The organism is Cellulomonas fimi (assembly GCF_028527925.1).
GTDB lineage: Bacteria > Actinomycetota > Actinomycetes > Actinomycetales > Cellulomonadaceae > Cellulomonas > Cellulomonas fimi_C.
This window is the reverse complement of record NZ_JAPESW010000036.1, coordinates 1-22,142: the sequence shown is the minus strand read 5'-3', so window position 1 is coordinate 22,142 and position 22,142 is coordinate 1. Positions and strand designations below refer to the sequence as shown.

Sequence of the window (22,142 nt, the reverse complement as noted above, 5' to 3'; positions counted from 1 at the left end):
CCGGCGGATCCCGTCCCTCGTCCCCGCGGAGGGTCCCACGTCGTGCCGTACGGGCCGCGCCGACACGCGCCTCCGGCTGCGGTGCCCGGGGTGGGCCGGCGGGCGACGGTGGGGTTCTCCCTACCCCCACCTCGGGGGTGGGCGTGCTGTCGACGAGGGGTCGGCGACGCCTAGGTTCGTGGACATGGCCACTCCGACCGTCCCGCCCGCACCGGGCGCACCGCCGCACCAGCCGCCGGCACCCGCCGCGGCGAGCGCGTCCGCCGCGACCGCGCCGTCCCCGGCCCGCCCCGCGGCCCCGACGACGACCGACGACGCGCACGTCGTCGCCCCCGCGTTCCTCTCGGCCCGTGCGCTCCTGCGGGCGCCCGGCGACGCCGCGACGTGGCGCGCGGTCGCGCAGGTCACGATCGGCTGGCCGTGGCTCCTGACGTTCGGGATCCTCGCGCTCGTCTGGACGCTGACGTCCGCGGGCCTCGTCGCCGCGTTCGGCGTCGGCCTGCCGATGCTCGTCGGCGGGCTGGTCGCGGGGCAGTGGTTCGCCCGCGCCGAGCGCGCCCGCGTCGCCGCCCAGACGGGCGTCGTCGTCGGCGCCCCGACCTACCGCCGAGGCCCCCGACCCGGGTGGTGGCGCTGGGGCACGTGGTGGGCGGTGCTGTCCGACGGCCGCCGCTGGGCGCACCAGGTGTACGCCGTGGCCGGCCTGGGCGTCTCGTCGCTCGGGTGGACGCTCGTCGTCGGCCTGGCCGGCGCGGGCGTCGGCGCGATCGCGTTCCCCGGCTACGGCCAGGGGTCGGTCGTCGACGACTGGTTCGGCCTCGCGTGGCCCCTCGTGATCCTCCTGACCGTGCTCGGCGGGGTCGCGCTGCTGTGGCTCGCCGCGCTCGCCGCGCAGGCCACGTCGCTCCTCACCGTGCGCCTGGCCCGCGCGCTGCTCGGCCCGACCGCCCAGTCCGAGGCGCTCGTCGAGGCCCGCGCGGCCGTCGACCGGGCCGAGGTCCGCGCCGAGCAGCTGCGCGAGACCCGGACGGCCGCCGTCGGCGCGGCCGACGAGGAGCGCCGCCGCATCGAGCGCGACCTGCACGACGGCGCCCAGCAGCGGCTCGTCGCCCTGGGCGTGGAGCTCGGTGCCGCCAAGCGCGCCGCGAGCCGCGACCCGGAGACCGCCGCCGCCGCGCTCGACCACGCGCACCGCGAGGTCAAGGAGACCCTCGCCGAGCTGCGCGACCTCGTCCGTGGCATCCACCCGGCCGTCCTCACCGACCGCGGTCTCGACGCGGCCCTGTCGGCGCTCGCCGCCCGGACGCCCGTGTCCGTCACGGTCGACGTGCCGACGCCCGAGACCCTCGCGCTCGCCCCCGCCGCCACGCAGGCCGCCGCCTACTTCGTCGTCGCCGAGGCGCTCACGAACGTCACCAAGCACTCGGGCGCGCAGAGCGTGCTCGTGGAGGCGACGGTCGTGAACGGCGCCGGCGGTCCCGCGCTCCGCGTGGTCGTCGCCGACGACGGCAAGGGCGGCGCGACCGCCAGCCCCGGCAGCGGGCTCGACGGCCTGCGCAGCCGCGTCGCCGCGCTCGACGGCACGTTCGACCTCGACAGCCCCGCCGGAGGCGGGACCCGGCTCACCGTGGAGGTGCCGTGCGCATCGTGATCGCGGAGGACTCCGTCCTCCTCCGGGACGGCCTGTCCCGCCTGCTCGAGGCGGAGGGCCACGACGTCACCGGCTACCCGACGGCCGACGAGCTCGTCGCCGCACTCGGCACCGGGACCGCCGGCGACGACCTGCCCGACGTGGTCGTCACGGACGTCCGGATGCCGCCCAGCCACACCGACGAGGGCCTGCGGGCCGCCGTCCACCTGCGCAGCCTGCACCGCCGTCTGCCGATCCTCGTCCTGTCGCAGTACGTCGAGCAGCGCTACGCCGCCGAGCTCTTCGCGGGCGACGTGCGCGGGCTCGGGTACGTGCTCAAGGACCGCGTGGCCGACGTGGAGGAGTTCCTCGACGCCCTGCAGCGCGTGGCGACCGGCGGCACCGTCATCGACCCCGAGGTGGTGGCCCAGATCCTCGCTCGCACCCGCAGCACCGGCCTCGAGGCGCTCACCCCGCGTGAGCGCGAGGTGCTCGGCCTCATGGCCGAGGGTCGGTCCAACACCGCGATCGCCGACCGTCTCGTCGTCGGGCTGCCCGCCGTCGAGAAGCACGTCACGTCCATCCTCACCAAGCTCGGCCTGCCGCCCGACGCCGACGACCACCGCCGCGTGCTCGCCGTCCTGCGCTGGCTCGAGCACGGTCCGACCGCCGCCCAGCCCGGCCCGGTCGTCACGCCGCCCGGCGGCGTCGGCACCGGCCGACCCACGAACGGAGCACGCGCATGACCGCCACCCTGCAGCAGCCGCCCGTCACCCCCGTCGGCCCGCCGCCCGCCGACCCGACCCGCACCCCGCTCGGCCGTGGCCTCCTGGTCGCCGGCGTCACCCTCGGCGTCGCGACGATCGTGTGGGGCGGGATCCAGGTCGCCGACCTCGCGATGTCGAGCACCGAGCGCGGCACCGCCACGTACGACGCGGCCGACGTTGTCGAGCTCGTCGCCGACGGCCGCGTGTCGGTGTCCGCCGGCGACGACGACCTCGTCGACGTCGAGCGCATCGCCCGCAGCGGTTTCGCGTCGCCCACGTACTCCGTGCAGCAGCGCGGCGACAGGCTCGTCGTGCGCCACGAGTGCGGCTCCTGGTTCGGCGTCTGCACGGGTGCGCTCGACGTGCACGTCCCCCGGTCCACGCACGTCGTCGTCCGGACCTCGAACGGCGACGTCGTGGCACGCGGCCTCGCGGGCGACCTCGAGGCGCAGACGTACGACGGCCGCGTCGAGGCCGACCGGATCACCGGCGACGCGCAGCTGCACTCCAGCAACGGCGACGTCATCGTCACCGACGTGTCCGGCGACGTGACCGCCCGCACCTACGACGGCGGGATCGACGCGCAGGGCATCGGCGGCCGGCTCGAGGCCGTGACCAGCAACGGCGACGTCCGGGTGGTCGACGTGGGCGGAGACGCAGTCGCCCGGAGCAGCGACGGCAGCATCGACGTCGCCGACGTCCGCGGCGACGTCGAGGCCGTCACCAGCAACGGGGACGCCACGGTGGTCGGCACCGGCGAGCCCGTCGCGCTGACCATCTCCACGTCGAACGGCCGCCAGACCGTCGAGGCGCCCACGGACCCGTCCGCGCCCCGCACGGTGGTCATCCGCAGCTCGGACGGCCACGTCTCCTACCTCGACCCCCGCTGACGGGGCCGGCCCTCGACGCCCGCTGACAGGGCCCGGCCTCGGTTCGCGCTGACGAGCCCGCCCTCGATGCGAGACCCGGACCGGCCGTGACGCCGGTCCGGGTCTCACGCACGCCGTGCCCGCCGGTCCGCTCGCGAGGTGGTCCTAGCCGCCGTAGATCGAGCCGTCCGTCTTGACCTGCGTGACGACGCCGCCGCTCGCCGAGCTGTCGTTCTCGACGCTGACCGAGACGACGCGCGTCCCCCCGTCCTCCCGGTTCACGGCACGCACGATCCCGACGTGGGACGAGCCGCTCGCCGACCAGACGTCACCCACCCGCGCACCCTGCAGGTCCGCCGACCGCTGCGTCAGCGAGGCGAGCAGGTCCGTGACCCGGTACTTGAAGCCCGCCTCGCACACGCGGTTCGTCCCGGTCGGCCCGCCGCGCTGGTGGGCCACCCAGTGCGCGCACCCGGTGCCCGGGATCGCCCGCCACCCGGCGCGCGTGCTCTCGAGCTCGATGAAGCACGCCTTCGGCTCGACGTGGGCGTCGACCATGGCGCGCGCCTGCTCGCGTGTCCGCGGTCGCGGGCGGTCCTGCAGCTCCTCGGCCTCGCCCGCCCCGCCGTCGTCGTACCACTCGAGCTCGTCACGCTGCACCCGGGCGAGCGGGGGTGGTGTCCGCGCGTCCCGCACCCAGCGGACGGTGGCCTGGTTGCCGGCGCTCGCCTGGAGCGAGAGCAGCGAGCGGGTGACGGACGGCGCCTCGACCTCGTCCGGACGGGTGGGCGTCGCCGGACGCCCACGGGCGTGCTCCCGTGCCCACATGCGCGCCTCCCGGCGGTCACGTGCTCGCGACCCGTCCAGTCTCCGCGTCGGCCGACGAGGCTGTCCAGGACCTGCCCTCGCCGCGGGGGAGCCGTGCGCGATCGGGCAGCCCGGCGACGACGGGGCCCGGCGCAGCACCTAGCCGAGGAGGGTCATCGCCTCCCGGCGGGCGGCATCCTCCAGAGCCTCGACTGCGGCGTCGTCGTCGCTGAGATCGTAGATGTCATCGAGCTCCACGAAGGGCTGGAGTCGAGATGCTCCTTCGTGACCGATGGTGCTGTGCGCCCAGGCGCCCAGGTCCCGTGCGGTCAGTGAGCCCTCGAGCAGACGTGCGCACATGACGCGCGTCGCGGCGATCTCCAGATCCTCACGGCCAGGCCCGGGGTAGGGGATGCGGAGCTCGCCGAGAGTGGCCTCGACGAGCGGACGCAACGTCCAGTAGTCCGCGCTCGCCGGGACGCCCGCCAGCTCGCGAAGCGACGGCGAGTCGACGCCGGCAACGAGGGCGTCGACTGCGGCGGCGATGACCTCGTCCGCTGCGCGGGGGGATCTGATCTCCCAGAGCGCCACTGCGTCGAACAGCGCTTGGGCTGCCGTTCCACTCACGAGCACATTCTGCCCCAGTGTCGATCCGACCCGCGCGGGGATCGCCACGCGCGGCGTGGCACATCGACCTGCTGCTCTGCATGCCGGGGGCGAGCGGGCCTCATGCGTGGGCAGCATGAGGATTGCTCGGTGGAGCCGGGAAACGCGAAAGGCCCCCTGGCGCGAGCGGACTCGCTGACCAGAGGGCCTTTCGCACTGTCGGGGTGGCGGGATTCGAACCCACGACCTCTTCGTCCCGAACGAAGCGCGCTACCAAGCTGCGCCACACCCCGTGGAGCCCCGTAAGAATAGCCGACGCACCTCCGATCGACGAAACCGGATACGGCACGCGTGACCGACGTCTCGGGCTCGGCCCTGCGGCGTGTGGCCGGCGTGGTCCGACGGCGCCTTCCGGTCGCGACGGGCGGCAGCCCGTGACGGACGTCAGGCGGCGACGAACGTCAGCAGCGTCGCCTCCGGGCGGCACGCGAAGCGGACCGGGGCGTACGGCGACGTCCCCAGACCGGCCGAGACGTGCAGCCACGACGAACCCGCGCCGCCGGGGCGGTCCGGGCGCGGGCCCGGCCAGCCGTGCAGGCCCTTGGCCCGGCGCGTGTCGAGGTCGCAGTTCGTGACGAGCGCACCCCACAGCGGCACGGCGAGCTGGCCGCCGTGCGTGTGGCCCGCGATCGCGACGTCGACGTCGTCCGCGTGCATCGCGTCGAGCACCCGCCGGTAGGGCGCGTGCGTGACCCCGAGGTGCAGGTCGACGGGCGTCGACCCGGTGCGCGCGTCGTCGTCCCCGCCGGCGGCGGGGAAGCGGTCGCGGTCGAGGTGCGCGTCGTCGGTGCCGACGAGCGACAGGACGCGCCCGTCGACCTTGACGACGTCGCGGCGGTTCGACAGGTCGATCCACCCGGCCGCGGTGAACCGGGCGACGAGCTCGCCCCACGGCAGCTCGACGGGCTTTGCCGGAGCGGCGCCGCGGGAGTCCGGGAGCAGGTACCGCGCCGGGTTCTTGGGCCGCGGGGCGACGTAGTCGTTGGACCCGAGCACGAAGGCGCCCGGACGGGCGAGGTGCGGCTCGAGCGCCTCGAGCAGCGCCGGCATCGCGTCGAGGTGCGCCCAGTTGTCACCCGTGTCGACGACGAGGTGCGGGTCGAGCGACGCGAGGTCCCGCACCCAGTCGACCTTGCGCCGCTGGCCGGGCGTCAGGTGCAGGTCCGACAGGTGCAGCACCCGCAGCGGGTCCTGCCCGGTCGGCAGCACCGGCACCGTCACCTCGCGCAGCGTGTACCACTGCGCCTCGACGACCGACCACGCGAGCGCTCCGGCGCCGAGGAGCCCCGCGGTGCCGAGCGTCCGTCCGATCGTCACGGCTGACCGCGGCCGTTGCCGTTGCCCTGGCCGGGGCCGCCACCGCCGCCGGGTCCGCCGCCCGGACCGCCGGGCCCGGGGCCGGGGCCGGGCTGCTGACCGCCGCCCTGCCCGTTCGACAGCTTCAGCGTGATCGTGGCGCCCTTGTTCGCCTGACCTGACGGGCTCTGCTCGGCGACGCTGCCCGCCGGCACGCTCGACGGCACCTGAGCGCCGTCGACGCGCACCTTGAAGCCGCGCTGCTCGAGGATCGCCCGCGCGTCGCCCTCGCTGCGCCCGACCACGTTGGGCACGTTGACCTTCTCGCCGAAGACGAGCTTGTCGTCCGGGGCGCCGAAGTCGGGGTTGTTGCCGTCGGCGAGCGCCTGGACCATGAACCGCTTCCAGGTGGGGGCGGACACCGTCGCACCGAATGCGCGGGGCACCCACTTACCGCCGACGTACATCCGCTTGACCTGGCGCTTCGACTCCTTCGGGTCGCCGAGCCACACGGCCGTGGCGAGGCGCGGCGTGTAGCCGACGAACCACGTCTGCTCGTTCTCGCTCGTCGTGCCCGTCTTGCCGGCCGACGGGAACGGCGGCGCGCCGACGCCGTCGGCGGTGCCCTGCCAGACTCCGCTCAGCGCGAAGTTCATGGTGTTGGCGATGCGCGGCTCGATCGCCTGGTGGCAGCCGGCGTCGGGCACCGGGAGCGGCGCCCCGTTGGTGTCGGTCACGCTCGTGATGGCGATCGGGGTGCAGAACACGCCGCCCGACGCGAACGCCGCGAACGCCGCGGCCATGGTGAGCGGAGCGACCTCGTCGGTGCCGAGCACGTTCGACGGGTTGAGGCCCGGACCGCTGGTGCCCGCCTTGAGCCGCTCGTTGGTGCCCTGGTCGGCCGCGCGCGGCTTGGCGATGTGGACGCCGATCGAGGACGCGGTGTCGGCCACGTCGCACATGTCGAGCTCCATCGCCATCGACAGGTAGGCGAGGTTGACGGAGTTCCGGGTGGCGTCGAGCACGGTCATCATGCCGCCGTTGCCCTCGGAGTTGTTCGGGTTCCACGCCTCGTTGCGGGACCAGGGTCCGCCGCAGACCTTGAACTGGTTGAGGTTCAGCGGTCGCTTCGCGCCGTTGACCGTCTCGTACAGGCTGTGGCCGTTCTTCAACCACGTGAGCAGCGTGAAGGGCTTGAACGTCGAACCCGGGTTGAACCCGCCGGAGGCGCCGTAGGCGAAGTCGGTGTTGAAGTTGACCGACTCCTCGCCCGGGTTCGCCGCGACGGGTGCGTACACGCGGTTCTGCGCCATCGCGATGATCTTGCCGGAGCCGGGCTCGACGCTCACCAGCGCGTGCCCCAGGCGGCTGGAGTCGTCGACCGGCACCGCGGCCTTGACCTCGGCGTCGGCGATCGCCTGCTTGCCCGGGTCGAGCGTCGTGGTGATCGTGAGGCCGCCCTTGTACAGCAGCGCCTTGCGGGTCGCGGCGTCCGCGCCGAAGGCCGGGTCGTTGACGATGACCTTCGTGACGTAGTCGCAGAAGTAGCCCGAGCCGGGGACCGCGTCGCTCGCGGCGATGCACCCGACGCGCAGCGCGTGCACGTTGAGCGTCGCCTCGACGGGCGTCGCGAGCCCGGTCTGGAACTCCTCGTCGGTGATGTAGCCCTGGTCGTGCATCGTGAGCAGGACGGTGTCCCGGCGCTCCTTCGACACGACCGGGTCGCGGACCGGGTCCCAGTGGGTCGGGCTCTGCGTGACGCCGGCGATCGTGGCGGCCTGGAGGTAGTTGAGATCCTTCGCGGGGATCCCGAAGTAGTACTGCGCAGCGGCCTCGGCGCCGTAGACCTTGATGCCGAACTGCGCGATGTTGAGGTACTTCTCGAGGATCTCGTCCTTCGTCATCTGCTTCTCGAGCGCGATGGCGAGCTTCGCCTCCCGCAGCTTGCGGGCGTACCCCTCGGGCCCGTCGGCCTCGGTCGCGGCCTGCATCGCCGCGAGCCGCTCCGCCTCGGTCTCCTTGGTGGCCGCGGCCTGGATCAGCACGTTCTTCACGTACTGCTGCGTGAGCGTCGAGGCGCCCTGCTGGCCGTCGTCGGAGCTGCCGAGCGCACCCTTGACGGCGGCGCGGAGCATGCCCGGCGGGTCGACGCCCGCGTGCTGGTAGAACCGCTTGTCCTCGATCGCGACGACCGCGTGCTGGAGGTGGATCGAGATCTCCGACAGGGGGACGACGACCCGGTCCTCGCTGAAGAACGTCGCGAGCAGCGTGCCGTCCGCCGCGAGGATCACGGACTTCTCGGGCAGCTGCGTCGGCTCGAGCTCGGTCGGCAGGTCGTCGAACGCGGTGACGGTGAGGTCGGTGACCTCGTCGGCGACGGCGACGCCCGGCAGCACGAGGCCGGCGGCGAGCACGCCACTGACGCCCGCGACGAGCACGAACGACAGCAGGAGCGCCAGGGCCTGGAACGCGTTGACCTGGCGGCCCCGCGCGCGCGGAGGATGCGGCATGGCCACAGGGTAGTCGGGCGACCTCGGAGCGCTCTCCTCCCGGCCCGTCGACGGCGCGACCTGCACCGGACCTGCACACCTCGCGGACTGGTCGAGCGTCCATCTGGCGAAATGACCCGAAAGGAGTCTCGCCAGACGGACGCTTGACCGACTAGTTTCCCCGCAGGACACGGGTGCCCGCGGCACCCGTCCGTCTTCTCTGGAGGGTGAGTGGCAACCGTCACGCTGGACGCGCACTGGACCGCGATCGCCGCCTGTGGCACGGGCAAGCTGTCACCGGACGCTCTCTTCGTCGAGGGCGCGGCCCAGCGGGAGGCGCGCTCCGTGTGCACCGGCTGCCCCGTCCGCCTGGAGTGCCTCGCCGACGCGCTCGACAACCGCATGGACTTCGGCGTGTGGGGCGGCATGACCGAGCGTGAGCGCCGCGCGCTGCTGCGCCGCCGGCCCGAGGTCCGCTCGTGGCACGCGGAGCTCGTGGGCGTCGAGACGGGCGTGCTGCCGGTCCGGTGAGAGCGCTTGCACGGCGTGTCGCCGTCCGGCTCGGGGCGCGTCGCTGGCGCCGTCGCCCCCGCTAGGGTGGGCGCATGGCGACGCAGCAGTGGGAGTACGCGACGATCCCCCTCATCATCCACGCGACCAAGCAGATCCTGGACCAGTGGGGCGCCGACGGGTGGGAGCTCGTCCAGGTGATCCAGGGCCCGGACGCCGGTCTGGTCGCGTACCTCAAGCGTCCGAAGCAGGCCTGATGGGCGTCGCCGCCCGCCTGGCCGAGCTCGGGCTCGAGCTGCCGACGGTCGCCGCGCCGCTCGCCGCCTACGTCCCGGCGCTCCGCGACGGCGACACGGTGTGGACGTCCGGACAGCTGCCCTTCGTCGCGGGTGCGCTGCCCGCGACGGGCAAGGTCGGCGACGGGCCCGGTCTGGTCGCCCCCGACGACGCCGCCGGGTACGCCCGGACGGCCGCGCTCAACGCCCTGGCCGCGGTCGCGGCGGCCGTCGCCGCGGACGGCGGACCGACCGGCGCGGACGCGCTCGACCGTGTCGCGCGCGTCGTCAAGGTCGTCGGCTTCGTCGCGAGCGACCCCGCGTTCACCGGTCAGCCGGCCGTGGTCAACGGCGCGAGCCTCCTCCTGCGCGACGTGCTCGGCGACGCCGGGGTGCACGCACGCTCGGCGGTGGGCGTCGCGGTGCTGCCGATGGACTCGCCGGTCGAGGTCGAGATCGTCGTCCGCCTGCGCGACTGACCCGCCTGCCCGGCGGGAAGACGAACGGCCCCGGTCCTGGTGGGACCGGGGCCGTCGCACGTCTCGTGCCGGAGCGGCTGCCGTCAGCGCGCGCGGCGCTCCAGGCGGTCGATGTCGAGCAGGACGACGGCGCGGCCCTCGCGCCGCACCCAGCCGCGCGCGGCGAAGTCGGCGAGCGCCTTGTTGACGGTCTCGCGCGACGCACCGACGAGCTGCGCGAGCTCCTCCTGCGTGAGGTCGTGCGCGACGCGCACGCCCTCGTCGACCTTCTCGCCGAACCGGGTCGACAGGTCGAGCAGCGCCTTGGCGACACGGCCCGGGACGTCGGAGAACACGAGGTCGGCCAGCGCCTCGTTGGTGCGGCGCAGGCGGCGCGCGAGGGCCTGCAGCAGCTGCTGGGCGACCGACGGCTTGTCCTGGAGCCACTTGATGAGGTCGGCGTGGCCGAGCTCGAGCACCTCGGCGTCGGCGACGACCGTCGCTGTCGCGGTGCGCGGGCCCGGGTCGAACAGGGACAGCTCGCCGAACATCTCGCCCGGACCGAGCACGGCGAGCAGGTTCTCGCGACCGTCGTTGGAGCGTCGGCCGAGCTTGATCTTGCCGTCGCGCACGACGTACAGCCGGTCACCGGGCTCACCCTCGTGGAACAGCGTGTCGCCGCGCACGAGGTGGAGCTGCTTCATGGTCGCGACGAGCGCCCCGGACGTCTCGACGTCCAGCCCCGCGAAGAGGGGGGCTGCCAGCACGATGTCGTCCTCCACCGTGGCTCCTTCCTTCCCGGCCCGACCCGACGGTCACCGGCCTGACGACCGCGCGCGAACCGTCTGGCTCGGTGGCGGTACCCGTCCGGCGTCCTGGTCTCGGGCACCGGCCATCTCACAGTTTGCCGTATGAGGGGCCTCAGCCCCGACCGATGGGCTCCTGGAGGCACGCGGCGGTCGCCTCGGGGTCGAGCGCGAGCCGCGTGATGAGCTGGTCCGTGGTGTCCGACAGGGCCGACGCGACGCCCGCCTCGTAGCGCGCGAGCTGCTCGTCGAGCGCGCGCAGGTCGTCGAGCGCGGCCAGCTCGTCGGCCGGTGTCCCGGTGAGCACGGCGGCGAGCTCGGCCGGGCGGGGCACGTCCACGCCCACGTCGACGGGCAGCTGGAAGGCGACGTCCTCGCCGAGCGTCTGCGGCCGTGCGACCTGCGCGACGGCGAGGTCGAGCCGGGCGCGCACCAGCCGGCGCCACCACCCCACGCGCGCACGCTCGGCGCGCAGCGCGCGGCGGTCGAGACGCAGGTCGCGCACGCGCTGCTCGGTGGGTGCAGTCATCGGGGTGAGCCTCCAGGTCCTCATCCCGTCGTTCGGCGTGCGGAGGCCGGGACTTGAGCCGTCCGCGCGACCAGTTCGTCCGCAGGTCAGCGCGTTGGGCCGACGGGGCGACGGGCGCTGCGCCGAGGGGGCGACATCCGACCCGACCGTCCGCCCGGCAGGTGTCACCGGTGCGGCCTACGCTGCCACGCGTGAGCGACGCGCCGGGCACGACCGAGACCCCCCTCGCACGGACCCGTCGCGCGCGCCGCGTCGACCGGGCGCTCGCGGTCCGCTACCCCGACGCACGCTGCGAGCTCGACTTCACGTCGCCGTTCGAGCTGCTCGTCGCGACCGTGCTGTCCGCGCAGACGACGGACGTGCGCGTGAACCTCACGACGCCGACCCTCTTCGCCCGCTACCCGGACCCGGCGGCGCTCGCGGCCGCCGACCCCGACGAGCTCGAGGAGATCCTCCGGCCGACGGGCTTCTTCCGGGCCAAGGCGCGCGCGGTCACGGGGCTGTCGGCGGCGCTCGTCGAGCAGCACGGCGGCGTCGTGCCGCACCGGCTCGAGGACCTCGTCACGCTGCCCGGGGTGGGACGCAAGACGGCGAACGTCGTGCTCGGCAACGCGTTCGGCATCCCGGGCATCACGACGGACACGCACGTGCTGCGCCTGTCGCTGCGGCTCGGCTACACGACGAGCGAGGACCCGCTGGTCGTCGAGCGCGAGCTCGGGGAGCTCCTGCCGCGCAAGGACTGGACCATGGCCTGCCACCGGCTGATCTTCCACGGGCGGCGCACGTGCTTCGCGCGCAAGCCCGCGTGCGGCGCGTGCCCGGTCGCGGCGTGGTGCCCGTCGGCGGGCATCGGCGAGAACGACCCGGTGCGCGCGACGGCGATGCTCAAGGGCTGACGCGCGACGTCGAGGCGGCACGGCCGCCGCGCGCGGCCTGCGGGCTCAAGGGCTGACGAGCGCCGTCTCGGCGAGCCAGTCGAGCAGCACCTCGGACACGACGTCCGGGGCCTCGTCGGGCAGCCAGTGGCCCGCGGACGGCACGAGCTCGTACCGGTAGCGCTCGGCGACGAGCGCCTTCGTCGCGGCCGACAGCGGCGCGTACGTCGCCGGTCGCAGCCCGTCGCGCCCGCCGTGCACCTGCAGCACGGGCAGCGGCCGGGTCTGCTCGAGCGCCGCGTGGTACCGGCGACCGTCGAGCCGCGGCATCGACCGCACGAGCCAGCGCAGCTGCTCCATCTGGCTGTGCGCCGCGAACGGCACCCGGACGGCCTCGCGGTACTGCTGCTCGGTCGCCGCGTCGAGCCACCCCGGAGCCCCGCCCCACTCGGTCAGCAGCGTGCGGACCAGGTCGCCGCGCTGGAGGGCGCGCTCGGGGAACGAGGGGAGCTGCGCGAACGCGAGCCGACGCCAGGCACCGGCCCGGAGGGCGGTGCGCGGGTGGCCGTGCACGTCGAGCGGGTGCGGGGCGCCGAGCGCGGCCACGGCCTGCACGACGTCGGGGTGCAGGGCCGCCGTCGCCCAGGCGATCTCGCCGCCCGTGCCGTTGCCGACGACGATCGCGCGCGACGCGCCGAGCGAGCGGACCACGCCCGCGACGTCCGCGGCGAGCGTCGGGACGTCGTAGCCCTGCGGCGGCTTGTCGGACGAGCCGGTGCCGCGCACGTCCATCGCCGCGACGCGGTAGCCGGCGTCCGCGAGCGCGGGGATCTGCCGTCGCCAGGCCCACCAGAACTGCGGCACGCCGTGCAGCAGCACGACGAGAGGCGTGTCGCGGTCGTCGGGACCGGAGACGGTGACGTGGAACCGGGCGCCGTTCGCGGCGACGAACCGGTGCCGCCACGGTCCCTCGATCAGGAGCGTCGCGGAGTCGACGGTGCTCATCGGAGCCGAACCTACCCGGTGGCGGGGGTCCCGTGGGCGGACGCGTGGTGCCGGTCCCGCTGCCAGAGCGCCAGACCGCCCGCGCACGCGGCGACGAGCGAGCCCACGAGCACCGCGACGACGACGTGCTCGTCGTGCGCGCTGCCGGCCCCGAACGCGAGCTCGCCGACGAGCAGCGACACCGTGAACCCGATGCCGCCGACGAGACCGACGGCGAGCACGTCGGCCCACCCGAGCCCGGGCGCGAGCGACGCGCGCGTGAACCGGGCGACGAGCCACGTCGCGCCGAGGATGCCGAGCGGTTTGCCGACGACCAGGCCGAGCGCGACTCCCTGCGCGACCGGGTCGGCGACCGCGTCCCGGACCGTCGCCGCGCTGAACGTGACACCGGCGGCGAACACCGCGAACACCGGGACGGCGAAGCCCGCGGACACCGGACGCCAGCGGTGCTCCCAGCGCTCCGCGAGCGACTCGGCCGGCGTCTCACGCAGCCGCAGCGCGCGCTGCGTCGCCTCCGGGGTCGCCGGGACGACGAGGCCGAGCAGCACGCCCGCGATCGTCGCGTGCACGCCCGACGCGTGCATGAGCCCCCAGGCGAGCACCGCGAGCGGCAGGAGCAGCCACGGGCTCGTCATGCCGCGCGCGACGGCCACCGCGAACAGGGCCACGACGGCCAGCGAGGCCGCGAGCGTGAGGAGGGCGACGTGGTCGGTGTAGACGACGCCGATGACGATGATCGCGAGCAGGTCGTCGACGACCGCGAGCGTCAGCAGGAAGGCGCGCAGCGCGTTGGGCAGCGACCGGCCCACGACCGCGAGCACGGCGACGGCGAAAGCGATGTCGGTCGCCGTCGGCACGGCCCAGCCCGTGGGGTTCCCGTCCGGCGCGGTCAGGTTGACCGCGAGGTAGAGCGCCGCGGGGACCAGCATGCCGCCGACCGCCGCGACGATCGGCACGACCGCCGTGCGCGGGTCGCGCAGCTCGCCCGCGACGATCTCGCGCTTGAGCTCGAGCCCGACGACGAAGAAGAAGATCGCGAGCAGCCCGTCCGTCGCCCACGCCGCGAGCGACAGGTCGAGGTGCAGCGCGGCCGGGCCGACGACGGTCGCAGACACCGACGCGTACGACGACGGCCACACGTTGGCCCACAGCAGCGCGACGACCGTGCCCACCAGGAGCAGGATCCCCCCGGTGCGCTCCTCACGGAGCGTGTCGAGGAGGTTGCGCTCGCCGCCCGGGGTCAGGGCGGCGAACAGGCGAGGGGTGGGACGGGGCACAGGGGACCTCCGGGCGCGACAGCGGGACTGCCGACCAGACTTCCCGGCTCACCGTGCACCAGGGTAGCCAGGACCGGTGCCGCCGGGGTGGAGCGTCCACGCGGGAGACGCGCGGCGGGACCGTGGGGGTTCGCGACCGCCGCCGCCGACGCGCGTCAGGCGCGCGGAGTCAGGCGTGCGGGGTCAGGCGTCCGCCGAGGCCGGGACGTCGCCGCGGTCGTCGACCGCCGCGCGGCGGTCCTTCGGCGGGTCGAACCGGTAGCCGACGTTGCGGACCGTCCCGATGAGCTGCTCGTGCTCGGGGCCGAGCTTGGCGCGCAGGCGACGCACGTGGACGTCCACCGTGCGAGTGCCCCCGTAGTAGTCGTAGCCCCAGACCTCCTGCAGCAGCTGCGCGCGCGTGAACACGCGGCCCGGGTGCTGCACCAGGTACTTGAGGAGCTCGAACTCCTTGTAGGTGAGGTCGAGCGGCCGGCCGCGCAGGCGGGCCGTGTACCCGCCCGCGTCGATCGTGAGCTCGCCCGACGAGATCTCCTGCGGGGCGTCGTCGTAGCCGGCCGTCGCCGCGCGCTCCATGACGAGCCGGAAGCGCGTCTCGACCTCGGCCGGGTTCGCCGACTCGAGGATGATGTCGTCAGCACCCCACTCGGCCGTGACGACCGTGAGCCCGCCCTCGGTGAGGACGAGCACGAGCGGGACGGTCAGGCCGGTGGCGCGCAGCAGCCGGCACGTCGTGCGGGCCGTGACCAGGTCACGGCGTGCGTCGAGCACGACGATGTCCGCGTCCGGGGCATCCACCAGGGCGGACGGTTCGACCGGGAGCACCCGGACCCGGTGCGACAGCAGACCGAGCGCCGGGAGCACCTGAGCAGAGCCCCCGGACGCGGGAGTGAGCAGCAGCAGATCTGCCACGTGGAACCTCCTCCCCGCGTGCGAGTGAGGCACACGGTACCGCGCCGCACGCCGAGGTCGTGCGCGGTGACGAGCGGGTGGACGGGCCGCGTCTGCGACAATCGCTGCCGTGCTCATCCCCTCCGCGGCCCCCGTGACGACCTGCGCGACCTCCGCGCGGGTGCCCGCCACGACCCCTCGGACGACGGGGCGGTAAGCGCGGGATGCAGCTCGCCACCAGGGCCGTCGTCACGGCCGTCCTCGCGACCGCGGTCGCCGTCGCCGGCTACGTGGGCCTCTACCCGCTCGCTGCGGCGTGCGCCGTCCTCGTCCTCCTCGTCGCCGTCGGGTGGCCCCCGCTCGCGAACCTGCCGTTCGGCACGGGGACCAGTGCCGTCGTCGCGCTCGCGGGCCTCGGGTCCGTGGCGGTCGTCACGCTCGAGGAGGAGCAGCCCTACCTCGACCGCCTGCCGATCGTGTTCGCCGCGGCCGTCGTGCTGGCCTTCGTCGCCGAGCTCGTGCGGCGCGACGGGCGCGTGCGGCTCGTCGAGTCCGTGTCCGGCACCGTCGCGGGCGCGCTCGTCGCCGTCGCCGCGACCGGCTGGATCGCGATCGCCCGCGGGCCGGAGGGGGAGGCGCTCGTCGTCACCGCCGCGCTCGCGCTCGCGGTGGGGTCCGTCGTCGTCGCGATCCACCTGCCCGTCTGGATGGGCGTGCTCGCGACGACCCTGTCGTCCGCCGCGGCGGGCGCCGTCGCCGGGCTCGTGCTGCCGGACTTCGACCCCGTCGCCGGGGGACTGCTCGGCGTCGCCGTCGGCATCCTCGTCGCCGCGCTGCACGCGCTGTTCGACCGCATGGAGGCCCTCGAGCGGTGGCGGCCCTCGCTCGCGGTCGTCGTGCTGCCCGTGACGGTCACCGGGCTGCTCGTGTACGTCGTCGGACGCGTGCTGGTCGGCTGACCGTGGACCGCGTCCTGCTCGTCCTCGGCGTGCTCGCGCTCGCGGTCGTCGTCGGGCTCGTCTGGCGGTCGCGCAACGGACGGTTCACGCCGGTGCCGCCGAGCGTCCTCGCGGCCCCGTCGCCCGACGCGGCCGACGGGCAGTCCTCGGGCGGGCCGGCGGCCGGTGGCGCGGGCGGGACCGACGGCCGGCGAGACGACCGGCTCACCGCCGCCGAGATCGGCGCCCCGCTCGGTGCCGTCGCGACCTTCGTGCAGCTGTCGAGCGAGGTGTGCACGCCGTGCCGGCGCACGCACGCGGTCCTCGCCGCCGTCGCCGACGAGCACGACGGCGTCTCGCACGTCGACCTCGACGTCGCGCAGCACCTGGACCTCGTGCGACGCTTCGGCGTGATGCGCACGCCCACCGTCCTGCTGCTCGACGCGAGCGGAGCGGTCGTCGGCCGGATGTCCGGCGCGACCGACCGCCGTCAGGCGCTGGCCGCGCTCGACTCCTGTCGCCGCGGGGTCGCCCCGCGCTGACGCGCGCCTCTCACGGGCCGTCGGCGTGCGGCCCGTCCGGGTGCACCGCCCGGACCGGCCCGGCGGCCCCGGCCCCGTCGCAGCTCCGCCCCTGACGACCCACCGTCGGCCGGGCGACCCGAACGTCGGCCGCTCGCGAACTGATCGCCGGCCGCGCGGTGCGACGCCCCGTGCACCCCCCGACAGCGCCCCTGAGGAGATCCCGTGAACCAGCACGCCCCCGCACCCCACCCCACCACCGCCGCCGTCGCCGCCGAGCGGCCCGACGGCATCGACGTGCGCGGCCCGCGCTTCGGCGCCGGCGTGACCGCCGTCCTGCTCGTGCTCGTCCTGCTGCTGGGTGCGTGGCCCGGCGTGGCGCTCGCGCTGCTCGCGGTCGTCGCCGCGAGCTTCGCCCTCGGGGTCGCGCGCGGCGTGTCCGGCACGTGGCAGGCCGCGGTGTTCCGGCGGGTCGTCGCGCCGCGGGTCGGGCCGGTCGTCGAGCGGGAGGACCCGCGGCCGCCGCGGTTCGCGCAGCTCGTCGGCCTGCTCGTGACAGGGGTCGGCGTGCTGCTCGGTGCGCTGGGCGTCGCCGTCGCCGTGCCGGTCGCAGCCGCCGTCGCGCTCGTCGCAGCGTTCCTCAACGCGGCGTTCGGCCTGTGCCTCGGCTGCGAGCTCTACCTGCTTGGCCTGCGCCTCCGCCGCGCCTGACCGGGTCGGCCTGCGCCTCCGCCGCGCCTGACCGGGTCGGCCTGCGCCTCCGCCGCGCCTGACCGGGTCGGCCTGCGCCTCCGCCGCGCCTGACCGGCTCGGCGGCGCCGCGCCGCCCTCACTCGTCCCTCCGCCCTCGCGCCTAGCCGCGCCCGCGAGTTCGTCGCTCGGGGCTGAGTTCGTCAGCTGCGACTGACGAACTCACCACGAGCTGACGAACTCGGCGGAGCTGGGCGGGAAGACGGCGGGCGGGGAGGAGGCCGAGGTGCTCGCGCGGTACGTGCACCCGCACCACGGGGCGTGGGCCGCGGCGACGACGCGCGCGTACGGGGACGGGCGGGTGACCGTCGTCGGGACCGTGCCGGGCGCGTCGTTCGCGCGGTCGCTGGCCCGCTGGCTCGTGCCGCAGCCGCTCGCGGCCTGGTCGGACCTGCCGCCGAGCGTCACGGTGCACACCTCGACCACGACCGACGGCCGACGCGTGCACGTGCTGCACAACTGGTCGTGGGACGCGGTCGACGTCGTCGCCCCGGCGGACCTCGACGTGCTCGTCGCCGCGCGCGGTGAGCGACCGGCCGACCCGCCCCCGCCGGACGAGCCGGGAGGCCCGCTCGACGCGGGTGCCACGGTGACGCTCGGCGCGTGGGACGTGCTCGTGGCGGTGACCCGGTGAGCGCGCGCTGGCCCACCGAGGGCCTCGCGTTCGGCGGCGACTACAACCCGGAGCAGTGGCCGGAGGAGGTCTGGCAGGAGGACGTCGCGCTCATGCGCGAGGCGGGGGTCAACCTCGTCAGCGTCGGGATCTTCTCGTGGGGCGAGCTCGAGCCCGAGGAGGGCGTGTACCGGTTCGAGTGGCTGGACCGCGTGCTCGACCTGCTGCACGAGAACGGCATCGGGGTGGATCTCGCGACGCCGAGCGCGGCTCCGCCCGTGTGGCTCCACCTGAAGCACCCGGAGATGCTCCCGGTCGATGCGAACGGGCTGCGCTACACGCAGGGCAGCCGCGAGTCGTGGTGCCCGAGCAGCCCGGTGCTGCGCGAGCACGCGCTGCGCATCGCCCGCGTGCTGGCCGAGCGGTACGGGCAGCACCCCGCGGTCCGCATGTGGCACGTGTCGAACGAGCTCGCGTGCCACAACGGGCGCTGCTACTGCGACGTGTCCGCGGCGGCGTTCCGCGACTGGCTGCGCACGCGCTACGACGACGTGGACGCGCTCAACGCGGCGTGGGGCACGGCCTTCTGGGGTCAGCGGTACGCGTCGTTCGACCAGGTGCTGCCGCCGCGGCGCACGACGACGATCCCCAACCCGGGGCAGCGGCTCGACTTCGAGCGGTTCTCGTCCGACGCGTTCGTCGACCACCTCGCCGCCGAGGCCGCGGTCCTGCGGGAGGTCGCCGCGCACCTGCCGGTCACGACGAACTACATGGTCATGGGCGAGTTCCACCAGCTCGACTACGCGGCCACGACGCCGCTGCTCGACCTGGTCGCGAACGACCACTACCTGTGGGCGGCGGACCCGGACGGCTGGGCCGAGCTCGCGTTCAGCGCCGACCGCGTGCGCGGGCTCGCGGGCGGTGAGCCGTGGCTCGTCATGGAGCACTCGACGAGCGCGGTGAACTGGCAGCCCCGCAACCTCGCGAAGAACCCCGGGCAGCTGCTGCGGAACTCGCTGCAGCACGTCGCGCGCGGCGCCGACGGCGCGCTGTTCTTCCAGTGGCGGCAGTCCCGCGCGGGCGCCGAGAAGTACCACTCGGGGATGGTGCCCCACGCCGGACGCGACTCGGCGCTGTTCCGGGAGGTCGTCGACCTGGGCGCCACCCTGGGGCGGCTCGCGGAGGTGCGGGGGAGCGTCGTCGAGCGGGCGCGCGTCGCGCTGCTGTGGGACACGCAGGCGTGGTGGGCGGCCGAGCTCGAGGCGCACCCGACCGTCGACGTCCGCTACCTCGACCAGGCGCGACGCCTGCACCGGGCGCTGCTCGACGCGGGCGTCCCGGTGGACGTCCTGCCGGTCTCGGCCTCGCTCGACGGGCACGACGTGGTCCTGGTGCCGACGCTGTACCTGGCACCCGACGGGCTCGCCGACCGGCTCCGTACCGTCGCGGAGCGCGGCGGCCAGGTCGTCGTCACGTACTTCTCCGGCATCGTCGACGAGCACGACCGCGTGCTGCTCGGCGGCTACCCCGGCGCCTTCCGGGACCTGCTCGGCGTGCGCGGCGAGGAGTTCGCGCCGCTCGCGGAGGGTGCGCGGGTGGCGCTGGACGACGGGTCCGTCGGGGAGGTGTGGTCGGAGCGGGCGACGGTGACCGACGCGACGGTCGTGGCGTCGTTCGCCGACGGCCCGTCGGCGGGCTTCCCGGCGGTGACGCGTCGCGACGTCGGCGACGGCGCGGCCTGGTACGTCGCGACGCGCCTCGACCCGGCGTCGACGACGGCGCTGCTGCGCTCGGTCCTGGACGCGGCGGGCGTCGAGCCGCTGGTCCGCGACGTGCCCGCGGGGGTCGAGGTGGTCCGGCGCGTCGGCGACGACGCGGCGTGGCTGTTCGCGATCAACCACACCGACGCCGACGCGCGGATCGACGCGTCAGGGACCGACCTGGTCGCGGGCGAGGTCCACGACGGCGGCGCGACCGTCCCCGCGCGGGGTGTGCTGGTGCTGCGTCAGGACCACTGACCGAGGGCGGGCGTCGCCGGCGCCGGCACCCCGCCGCAGCGAAGAGGGCTCCCGGACCGGTGCGCACTCCGGCCCGGGAGCCCTCGTCTCAGGGGTGCTCGACGCCCCGTGTCGGCGACCGTCTCACCACGCCGACGGCGGCGGCGGGGGCACCACCGGCGGCCGGTCGTCGCACGTGATCGTGTTCGGCAGCTCCCACGGCGCCATCCACGGGCCGGTCGTCCCGCCGCCGTCGTTGCCTCCGCCGTCGACGACCGTGAACTCCGAGCCCGCGGGCGTGAACCCGAACGCGCCGCAGTTGTTGATCCCGACGGCCCCGACGTTGCGCGCGTCGACGTTCGTGAACGTCGCGGACCCCGCGGACCGGGCCGACAGGACGGACGTGCCGGTCCCGTCGACGCGCACGTCCCGCACGTCCACGTTCGTGATCGAGTACAGGTCCTTGACGGGCCAGTCGGTGACGAGCATGAGCGCGTTGTACGTGCTGTCGAGGAAGTGGTCGCCGACGACCTGCAGGTCGACGTCGATGCTGCGGTCGAGCGCGAACACCCACAGCGCCCCGAGCCCGATGTTCCAGTTGAGCTCGTAGGTCCCGGCGCGGACGGTCGTGTTGTCGACGAACCGCAGCGACCCGGTGAACGGCTCGGCCCCGAACCGCGACCCGGCGTGCAGCGCGCTGCCCTCCCGGACCGGGTCGGCGACGAGGTTGCCGACGACCGTGATGTCCTCGCCGCCGTAGATCGCGATGCCGTTCGCGAGGGTCGGCGTCTGGACGGTGTTGCGCTCGAACGTGTTGCGCGCGTTCGTCGTGCCCTGCGCCCACATGGCCAGCGCGTCGTCACCGGTGTTGCGGATGATCGAGTTGCGCACGACGGAGTCGGTGACGCCGGTGTGGAAGTTCACGCCGTCGGCGATCTGGTCGACGATCACGGTGTCGCTCACGACGAGGTTCGACATGGGCCCGTCGAACCACATGCCGACCTTGGTGTGCTGGATGTACAGGTCGCGGATCGTCGAGTCGCTCATCGCACCGCCGACGCCGTTGACCTGGTCGGTGTCGATGCGCTCGCGGACGTCGCCCTGGATCGCGAACCCGGACAGGTGCACGTCGCGCGACCCGCCGTCCGCGGCCGGCTTCCCGTAGATCCCGACGCCGGTGTGCACGGACCCGTCGGGTGCGGGCGTCTCCAGCGCGACCTCGCGCCCGCGCAGCGTCGTCCACCAGGAACCCGCGCCCTCGATGGTCACGTCGTCCACCACGATGTGACGGTTCACCTGGTACGTGCCGGGCGGCAGGTAGACGGGCAGGTCGCGCTTCTGCGCGAACGCGATCGCCCGCTCGATCGCGGGGGCGGCGTCGCGACGGCCGGTCGGGTCGGCGCCGAACAGGACCGCGTTGGCGGCCTTGAGCCGCACGTGCGGTGCGCCGACGAGCTGCGAGTCGAGCAGGTCGATCACGGTCCACGCCGCGGCGGCCCGCTTCGGCACGGTGAGCCGCACGGTCTCGCCCGCGCGGTACGTCCGGTCGAGCAGCACGCGCTGCTCGTCGTAGAAGTGCATGGGCCGGAACGGCGTGGTGATCGTCGGCGCCGGGGTCGTCGCGGCGGGCACGCACCCGCACTCGGTGATCCACCAGTCGGGGTGCAGCAGCCCGGCGTCCGGGTCGTTCGTGAACGGGTACTGGTTGTAGAGCCACGAGTACTCCGACGTCAGCGTGATCGTCCGCGCGCGGTCGTTGCCGACCGTGACGTCGAGCGGCGACGTGATGCCGCCCCCGGTCGGCGCGTCGGGGATCGCGTAGCGGACGGTCAGCGCGTTCGCCGCCTTCGGGAGCCGGAACTCCACGAACTGGCCGGGCAGGAGCCGCACGGCCGACCGTCCGGACGCCTCCGCGGGCAGCGTGTACGCGGTGCGGTCGGGTCCGATGACGGTGCCGTTCGTCGTGGCGGCCTCGGCCTCCTGCTCGACGACGCCGAGGTCGGCACCACGACCGGCGACGAGCGCCGGGTCGAGGGCGGCCCGGGTCGCGGGCGACGGCGCGCCGACGGCGGGAACAGGAGGGACGCGTCAGCCCTTGACGGAGCCGGTCGCGAGCCCGGACTGCCAGTACCGCTGCAGGAACAGGAACGCGACGATCAGCGGGATGATCGAG

General features: G+C 74.7%; 22 protein-coding genes, 1 tRNA gene and 1 pseudogene. 12 read left to right on the top strand and 12 right to left on the bottom strand.

Translation table 11 applies throughout. From position 1 onward, the window contains the following. The first annotated feature begins 184 nt into the window (after positions 1 to 184). From OMK64_RS15095 to OMK64_RS15085, 3 genes are read left to right on the top strand one after another with little or no spacing between them, the layout of a single operon-like run. On the top strand, positions 185 to 1,651 hold the full coding sequence (locus OMK64_RS15095; RefSeq protein ID WP_272729187.1) for a sensor histidine kinase: 1,467 nt from the start codon (positions 185 to 187) through the stop codon (positions 1,649 to 1,651). Then, positions 1,639 to 2,376: a response regulator gene (locus tag OMK64_RS15090; RefSeq protein ID WP_272729186.1), complete on the top strand. Its 738-nt coding sequence runs from the start codon at positions 1,639 to 1,641 to the stop codon at positions 2,374 to 2,376. The genes OMK64_RS15095 and OMK64_RS15090 overlap by 13 nt, the downstream gene beginning before the upstream one ends. Next, on the top strand, positions 2,373 to 3,287 hold the full coding sequence (locus OMK64_RS15085; RefSeq protein WP_272729185.1) for a DUF4097 family beta strand repeat-containing protein: 915 nt from the start codon (positions 2,373 to 2,375) through the stop codon (positions 3,285 to 3,287). Before OMK64_RS15090 ends, OMK64_RS15085 begins: the two co-directional genes overlap by 4 nt. A 144-nt stretch (positions 3,288 to 3,431) precedes the next feature. Here OMK64_RS15085 and OMK64_RS15080 read toward each other — a convergent pair whose 3' ends face one another. From OMK64_RS15080 to OMK64_RS15060, 5 genes are all read right to left on the bottom strand, one after another. After that, positions 3,432 to 4,094, bottom strand: coding sequence for a hypothetical protein (locus tag OMK64_RS15080; RefSeq protein ID WP_272729184.1), 663 nt, complete (start codon positions 4,092 to 4,094; stop codon positions 3,432 to 3,434). Positions 4,095 to 4,232: 138 nt separating this feature from the next. Further along, entirely contained in the window at positions 4,233 to 4,700 is a 468-nt protein-coding gene (locus OMK64_RS15075; RefSeq protein WP_272729183.1) for a hypothetical protein, read from the bottom strand. Positions 4,701 to 4,898: 198 nt separating this feature from the next. Continuing rightward, a tRNA-Pro gene (locus tag OMK64_RS15070) sits at positions 4,899 to 4,972 on the bottom strand. A 151-nt stretch (positions 4,973 to 5,123) separates the two neighbouring features. Continuing rightward, entirely contained in the window at positions 5,124 to 6,056 is a 933-nt protein-coding gene (locus OMK64_RS15065; RefSeq protein ID WP_272729182.1) for a metallophosphoesterase, read from the bottom strand. Further along, entirely contained in the window at positions 6,053 to 8,545 is a 2,493-nt protein-coding gene (locus OMK64_RS15060) for a penicillin-binding protein (RefSeq protein WP_272729181.1), read from the bottom strand. Before OMK64_RS15060 ends, OMK64_RS15065 begins: the two co-directional genes overlap by 4 nt. A 210-nt stretch (positions 8,546 to 8,755) precedes the next feature. Here OMK64_RS15060 and OMK64_RS15055 point away from each other — a divergent pair, with 210 nt between their 5' ends. From OMK64_RS15055 to OMK64_RS15045, 3 genes are all read left to right on the top strand, one after another. Then, positions 8,756 to 9,055, top strand: a complete 300-nt coding sequence (locus OMK64_RS15055; protein WP_272729180.1) for a WhiB family transcriptional regulator — start codon at positions 8,756 to 8,758, stop codon at positions 9,053 to 9,055. A gap of 74 nt (positions 9,056 to 9,129) precedes the next feature. Continuing rightward, entirely contained in the window at positions 9,130 to 9,291 is a 162-nt protein-coding gene (gene sp36, locus OMK64_RS15050) for a Sp36 family protein (RefSeq protein WP_124342304.1), read from the top strand. Next, positions 9,291 to 9,788, top strand: coding sequence for a RidA family protein (locus OMK64_RS15045; protein WP_272729179.1), 498 nt, complete (start codon positions 9,291 to 9,293; stop codon positions 9,786 to 9,788). Before sp36 ends, OMK64_RS15045 begins: the two co-directional genes overlap by 1 nt. Positions 9,789 to 9,871: 83 nt before the next feature. On the opposite strand, the gene OMK64_RS15040 is transcribed toward OMK64_RS15045, so the two are convergent. Next, positions 9,872 to 10,549, bottom strand: a complete 678-nt coding sequence (locus OMK64_RS15040; RefSeq protein ID WP_162353188.1) for a Crp/Fnr family transcriptional regulator — start codon at positions 10,547 to 10,549, stop codon at positions 9,872 to 9,874. Between the two features lie 139 nt (positions 10,550 to 10,688). Continuing rightward, on the bottom strand, positions 10,689 to 11,102 hold the full coding sequence (locus tag OMK64_RS15035) for a hypothetical protein (RefSeq protein WP_272729178.1): 414 nt from the start codon (positions 11,100 to 11,102) through the stop codon (positions 10,689 to 10,691). A 191-nt stretch (positions 11,103 to 11,293) separates the two neighbouring features. Here OMK64_RS15035 and nth point away from each other — a divergent pair, with 191 nt between their 5' ends. Next, positions 11,294 to 11,998 carry an endonuclease III gene (nth, locus tag OMK64_RS15030; RefSeq protein WP_272729177.1) on the top strand — a complete coding sequence of 235 codons (705 nt, stop codon included), beginning with the start codon at positions 11,294 to 11,296 and terminating at the stop codon, positions 11,996 to 11,998. Between the two features lie 45 nt (positions 11,999 to 12,043). On the opposite strand, the gene OMK64_RS15025 is transcribed toward nth, so the two are convergent. The 3 genes from OMK64_RS15025 to OMK64_RS15015 all read right to left on the bottom strand — a co-directional run bounded on the left by OMK64_RS15025 (position 12,044) and on the right by OMK64_RS15015 (position 15,171). After that, positions 12,044 to 12,982: an alpha/beta fold hydrolase gene (locus OMK64_RS15025; protein ID WP_272729176.1), complete on the bottom strand. Its 939-nt coding sequence runs from the start codon at positions 12,980 to 12,982 to the stop codon at positions 12,044 to 12,046. Positions 12,983 to 12,993: 11 nt separating this feature from the next. Then, positions 12,994 to 14,259, bottom strand: coding sequence for a Na+/H+ antiporter NhaA (gene nhaA / locus OMK64_RS15020; RefSeq protein WP_272729175.1), 1,266 nt, complete (start codon positions 14,257 to 14,259; stop codon positions 12,994 to 12,996). A 183-nt stretch (positions 14,260 to 14,442) separates the two neighbouring features. Next, on the bottom strand, positions 14,443 to 15,171 hold the full coding sequence (locus OMK64_RS15015; protein WP_272729174.1) for a winged helix-turn-helix transcriptional regulator: 729 nt from the start codon (positions 15,169 to 15,171) through the stop codon (positions 14,443 to 14,445). A gap of 203 nt (positions 15,172 to 15,374) precedes the next feature. On the opposite strand from OMK64_RS15015, the gene OMK64_RS15010 reads away from it, so the two are divergent. The 5 genes from OMK64_RS15010 to OMK64_RS21135 all read left to right on the top strand — a co-directional run bounded on the left by OMK64_RS15010 (position 15,375) and on the right by OMK64_RS21135 (position 19,990). Beyond that, the gene (locus OMK64_RS15010; RefSeq protein ID WP_272729173.1) at positions 15,375 to 16,109 is read left to right on the top strand and encodes a hypothetical protein; all 735 of its coding nucleotides are present in this window, start codon (positions 15,375 to 15,377) and stop codon (positions 16,107 to 16,109) included. A gap of 2 nt (positions 16,110 to 16,111) precedes the next feature. Beyond that, positions 16,112 to 16,630, top strand: a complete 519-nt coding sequence (locus OMK64_RS15005) for a thioredoxin family protein (protein ID WP_272729172.1) — start codon at positions 16,112 to 16,114, stop codon at positions 16,628 to 16,630. Between the two features lie 204 nt (positions 16,631 to 16,834). After that, positions 16,835 to 17,320: a DUF4395 domain-containing protein gene (locus OMK64_RS15000; protein ID WP_272729171.1), complete on the top strand. Its 486-nt coding sequence runs from the start codon at positions 16,835 to 16,837 to the stop codon at positions 17,318 to 17,320. Positions 17,321 to 17,585: 265 nt separating this feature from the next. Further along, a complete protein-coding gene (locus OMK64_RS14995; RefSeq protein ID WP_272729170.1) occupies positions 17,586 to 17,993 on the top strand; it encodes a hypothetical protein in 408 nt (135 codons plus the stop codon). Continuing rightward, positions 17,990 to 19,990 (top strand): beta-galactosidase, encoded by a 2,001-nt coding sequence (locus tag OMK64_RS21135; protein ID WP_272729169.1) that lies wholly within the window; start codon positions 17,990 to 17,992, stop codon positions 19,988 to 19,990. The genes OMK64_RS14995 and OMK64_RS21135 overlap by 4 nt, the downstream gene beginning before the upstream one ends. 123 nt (positions 19,991 to 20,113) lie before the next feature. Here the strand turns inward: OMK64_RS21135 and OMK64_RS14985 are convergent, their stop codons facing one another. Continuing rightward, a complete protein-coding gene (locus tag OMK64_RS14985; RefSeq protein WP_374694102.1) occupies positions 20,114 to 21,406 on the bottom strand; it encodes a glycosyl hydrolase family 28-related protein in 1,293 nt (430 codons plus the stop codon). Between the two features lie 33 nt (positions 21,407 to 21,439). After that, positions 21,440 to 21,946, bottom strand: a pseudogene (locus tag OMK64_RS21225) (glycosyl hydrolase family 28-related protein); the annotation flags it as partial. Positions 21,947 to 22,142: the final 196 nt, after the last annotated feature.

Excerpts from the sequence above, each read along its gene's own strand:
- sp36 (WP_124342304.1), top strand. The coding sequence starts at position 9,130 with ATGGCGACGCAGCAGTGGGAGTACGCGACGATCCCCCTCATCATCCAC.
- OMK64_RS15085 (WP_272729185.1), top strand. The coding sequence starts at position 2,373 with ATGACCGCCACCCTGCAGCAGCCGCCCGTCACCCCCGTCGGCCCGCCG.
- OMK64_RS15095 (WP_272729187.1), top strand. The coding sequence starts at position 185 with ATGGCCACTCCGACCGTCCCGCCCGCACCGGGCGCACCGCCGCACCAG.
- OMK64_RS15035 (WP_272729178.1), bottom strand. The coding sequence starts at position 11,102 with ATGACTGCACCCACCGAGCAGCGCGTGCGCGACCTGCGTCTCGACCGC.
- OMK64_RS15080 (WP_272729184.1), bottom strand. The coding sequence starts at position 4,094 with ATGTGGGCACGGGAGCACGCCCGTGGGCGTCCGGCGACGCCCACCCGT.
- OMK64_RS15010 (WP_272729173.1), top strand. The coding sequence starts at position 15,375 with ATGCAGCTCGCCACCAGGGCCGTCGTCACGGCCGTCCTCGCGACCGCG.
- OMK64_RS15025 (WP_272729176.1), bottom strand. The coding sequence starts at position 12,982 with ATGAGCACCGTCGACTCCGCGACGCTCCTGATCGAGGGACCGTGGCGG.
- OMK64_RS15045 (WP_272729179.1), top strand. The coding sequence starts at position 9,291 with ATGGGCGTCGCCGCCCGCCTGGCCGAGCTCGGGCTCGAGCTGCCGACG.
- OMK64_RS15060 (WP_272729181.1), bottom strand. The coding sequence starts at position 8,545 with ATGCCGCATCCTCCGCGCGCGCGGGGCCGCCAGGTCAACGCGTTCCAG.